We start from the raw sequence: 3803 nt of genomic DNA, 5'->3' as shown, positions 1-3803 counted from the left end.
GCTTTCGCCATGTGCCCGGCCGGCGCGCCGCCTATGAGCCGGAGAATCAGAAGCTCGAAGCCTGGCTAGGCATCGTCACGACGATCGCCGTCATCATTCTCCTCGCGCCCGGCCTGCTCGTCTGGGGCCAGTTCATCACCGTGCCTAAGGACGCGATGGTGATCGAAGCGGTGGGCGTTCAGTGGAGCTGGAGTTTCCGCCTGCCGGGCGCCGACAACCAGCTCGGCTCGAGCGATGTGCGCTACATCGACACCACCAATTCCATGGGTCTGAGCCCGGCCGATCCGAAGGGGCAGGATGATCTGCTGATCGCCAGCAGCGAATTGCACCTGCCGATCGGCAAGCCGGTCAAGGTCCTGCTGCGCTCGATCGACGTCCTACATGACTTCTATGTCCCCGAGATCAGGGCGAAGATGGACCTCGTGCCGGGCGTCGTCACATATTTTTGGTTCACGCCGACCAAGATCGGCGAATATGAGATACTCTGCGCCGCCTATTGCGGCACGGGGCATCCGCAGATGCGCGGCAAGATGGTCATAGAGTCGGAGGCCGACTTCGAGACCTGGCGCACGGCGCAGCAGACGTTCGAGCAGTCGCGCAAGAGCGACGCGAGCCGAGACAAGCGGGCCTCTGCTCAATGACGCTCACTGATGCGAGTCGCGCTGCTTTGACATTCATCGCCGCTGACAGAGCGCCGCCGCGACGGGGCTCGATCAATCGCCGGAAGCGCGACAGGGGCGAAGGGAGGATCGTTCCATGACCGACGCCAGCGTACCCCAGAATGTCGCGCCGCCGCCGGCGGAGGTGCCGGACGTCGACCTCTATCACGCGCACAGCTGGATCACGAAATATGTGTTCAGCCAGGACGCCAAGGTCATCGCCATTCAATACGCCGGCACGGCCATCGCCGTCGGCATTTTGGCGCTGGTGCTGTCATGGGTGATTCGCCTGCAGCTCGCCTTTCCGGGGGCGATCCCATTCATTGACGCCAACGTCTATTACCAGTCCGTGACCATGCATGGCATGATCATGGTCGTATATATGCTCACCGCCATCTTTCTCGGCGGCTTCGGCAATTATCTCATTCCGCTGATGGTCGGCGCGAGGGACATGGTGTTCCCTTACGTCAACATGCTCAGCTACTGGGTCTATCTGATCGCGACCCTGGTTCTCGTCTCGAGCTATTTCTTCCCGGGGGGTCCGACCGGCGCCGGCTGGACGCTTTATCCGCCGCAATCGATTCTGACGGGCACGCCGGGCCACGAATACGGCATCATCCTGATGCTCGTCTCGTTGATCCTCTTCATCGTCGGCTTCACGATGGGCGGACTGAATTACGTGGTGACGGTGCTGCAGGCGCGCACCCGAGGCATGACGCTGATGCGCATGCCGCTGACGGTTTGGGGGATTTTCGCCGCCGCCGTCATGGCGCTTCTCGCCTTCCCCGGCCTCTTCGTCGCCTGCGTCATGCTGCTCCTCGACCGCACGCTCGGCACGAGCTTCTTCATGCCGTCGCTCGTCGAACTCGGCGAGCGCAAGGACTATGTCGGCGGCAGCCCGATCCTGTTCCAGCACCTGTTCTGGTTCTTTGGGCATCCGGAGGTCTATATCGTTGCGCTGCCGGCCTTCGGCGTCGTTTCCGATCTGATCAGCGTGCATGCGCGCAAGAACATCTTCGGCTACAGGATGATGGTATGGGCCATCATCGCCATCGGCGTGCTCAGCATGGTGGTCTGGGGCCACCACATGTACATCAGCGGCATGGACCCGTGGTTCGGGTTCTTCTTCGCGGTGACGACGCTCGCGATCGCGGTGCCGACGGCGCTGAAGGTCTATAATTGGGTGCTGACCCTCTGGCACGCCGACATCCATTTCACGACGCCGATGCTGTTCGCGCTGGGCTTCCTCGTGACCTTCGTCAACGGCGGCATCACCGGCCTTTACCTCGGCAATGTCATCGTCGACGTGCCGCTGTCGGCGACGCTGTTCGTCGTCGCCCATTTCCACATGGTGATGGGCATCGCGCCGGTGCTCGTCATCTTCGGCGCCATCTATCATTGGTATCCGAAGATCACCGGCCGCATGATGGACGAGCGGCTTGGCAAGATTCACTTCTGGATCACCTTCCTTGGCGCCTATGCGATCTTCTTTCCGATGCACTATCTGGGCGTGCTCGGGATGCCGCGGCGCTTTTACGAGATGGGCGAAACCGCCTTCGTTCCCGCGTCGGCCGCCACGCTCAACATTGTCATCACGGTCATCGCCTTGGCGGTCGGCTTCGCGCAGTCGATCTTCTTCTACAATCTGTTCAAGAGCCTGAAATACGGCGCCCCCGCCGGCGGCAATCCGTGGCGCGCCGCTTCGCTCGAATGGCAGACTCCGGAGACGCCGCCCGGCCACGGCAATTGGGGTAAACATCTTCCAGTGGTTTATCGCTGGCCGTACGCCTATAGCGTGCCCGGCGCGCCGGAGGATTATCTGCCGCAGAACGCGCCGCCGGTGAGAGGAGAGCATTCGCCATGAGCGTCATGGGGCTCTTCTTCGTCTTTATCGCCACCGTCGCCATCATGTGGTTGGTGCGCCAGGGAGTGATGGAGTCTCCCTGGCTCGAGGAAGGCGAGGTTGCGCATTATCGTCGCGCCGGCGGCGCCGAGCCGCCGACAGCCGGGAGAGTGGGGCTCGCGGTCTTTCTCGCCGTCGCCGGCTGTCTGTTCTCTCTGCTCGCCGCCGCCTTTTTCATGCGCGGCGACGCGCCCGACTGGCAGATGCCGCCGATCCCCGGCGTGCTCTGGGTCAACACTTTTCTTCTGGCCGCCAGCAGCGTCGCGTTGCAGCTCGCGGTCGTCGCCGCTCGGCGCGCCAACGCCGAGCGGGTCAAGACGGCGCTGCTTGTCGGAGCCGTAACCGCGGCGCTTTTCCTGATCGGCCAGATCTGGGCGTGGCGCGAGCTTCTCGAGTTGCGATTCTTCGCCTCGAGCAACGCCGCCAACGCCTTCTTCTATCTGCTGACGGGCGTGCATGCGTTGCACCTCATCGGCGGTCTGGTGGCGCTTGCGCGAACCACCGACAAGGTTCGCGGCGCCGTGCGAGTCACCAAGGCGCTGACGACGAGCGTCGAACTCTGCGCCATCTACTGGCATTTTCTGCTGTTCGTCTGGTTGCTGATGTTCGCCATGCTGATCGGCTGGGCCGATGGGTTCGGCGCCATCTGCCGGCGTCTGCTTTCGTAAAGGGAACGCGCTATGACGGCGGAGCCTGTCACGACTGAGCATGTAACGACTGAGACGACACTGCGGAGCAGCCTGCTCGGCATGGTCTCTGACTGGTCCTCGGATCAGCGCTCCTTCAAGAGCGCGTCCTGGGGCAAGGCGATGATGTGGATCTTCCTCGTCAGCGACACCTTCGTCTTCAGCTGCTTTCTGATTTCCTACATGACGGTGCGCATGTCCACGACGGTGGAATGGCCGCACCCGAGCGAAATCTTCGCTCTCGAGATCGGCGGCAAGAAAATTCCGCTCATCCTCATCGCCATCATGACGTTCGATCTCATCACGAGCTCGGGCACCATGGCGATGGCGGTCAACTTCGCCTATGCGCGCGAGCGCAGGAAGGCGGCGATTTTGATGCTGGTGACGGCGTTCTTTGGCGCCGCATTCGTCGGCATGCAGGCCTTCGAATGGACCAAGCTCATTCACGAAGGCGTGCGGCCGTGGGGAAATCCCTTCGGCGCGGCGCAGTTCGGCTCGAGCTTCTTCATGATTACCGGCTTTCACGGCTTCCACGTGTCGATCGGCGTGATTTTC

The 3803-nt window shown here is 62.3% G+C and carries 4 protein-coding genes; all 4 read left to right on the top strand.

What is annotated here, in order from left to right:
• The coding region (locus QZ964_RS14735; RefSeq protein ID WP_292532399.1) for a cytochrome c oxidase subunit II at window positions 1-641 on the top strand (641 nt) is incomplete at its 5' end.
• A 115-nt stretch (window positions 642-756) separates the two neighbouring features.
• Window positions 757-2523, top strand: a complete 1767-nt coding sequence (locus tag QZ964_RS14730; protein WP_292532398.1) for a cbb3-type cytochrome c oxidase subunit I — start codon at window positions 757-759, stop codon at window positions 2521-2523.
• Window positions 2520-3230 carry a cytochrome c oxidase subunit 3 gene (locus QZ964_RS14725; protein ID WP_196404673.1) on the top strand — a complete coding sequence of 237 codons (711 nt, stop codon included), beginning with the start codon at window positions 2520-2522 and terminating at the stop codon, window positions 3228-3230. The genes QZ964_RS14730 and QZ964_RS14725 overlap by 4 nt, the downstream gene beginning before the upstream one ends.
• Before the next feature lie 81 nt (window positions 3231-3311).
• On the top strand, window positions 3312-3803 hold a 492-nt coding region (locus tag QZ964_RS14720; protein ID WP_292532400.1), incomplete at its 3' end, for a cytochrome c oxidase subunit 3.

The sequence above is a fragment of the Methylocystis sp. genome (assembly GCF_021731785.1).
GTDB lineage: Bacteria > Pseudomonadota > Alphaproteobacteria > Rhizobiales > Beijerinckiaceae > Methylocystis.
The sequence above is the reverse complement of the archived record's forward strand: the minus strand, read 5'-3'. Positions and strand labels throughout refer to the sequence as shown.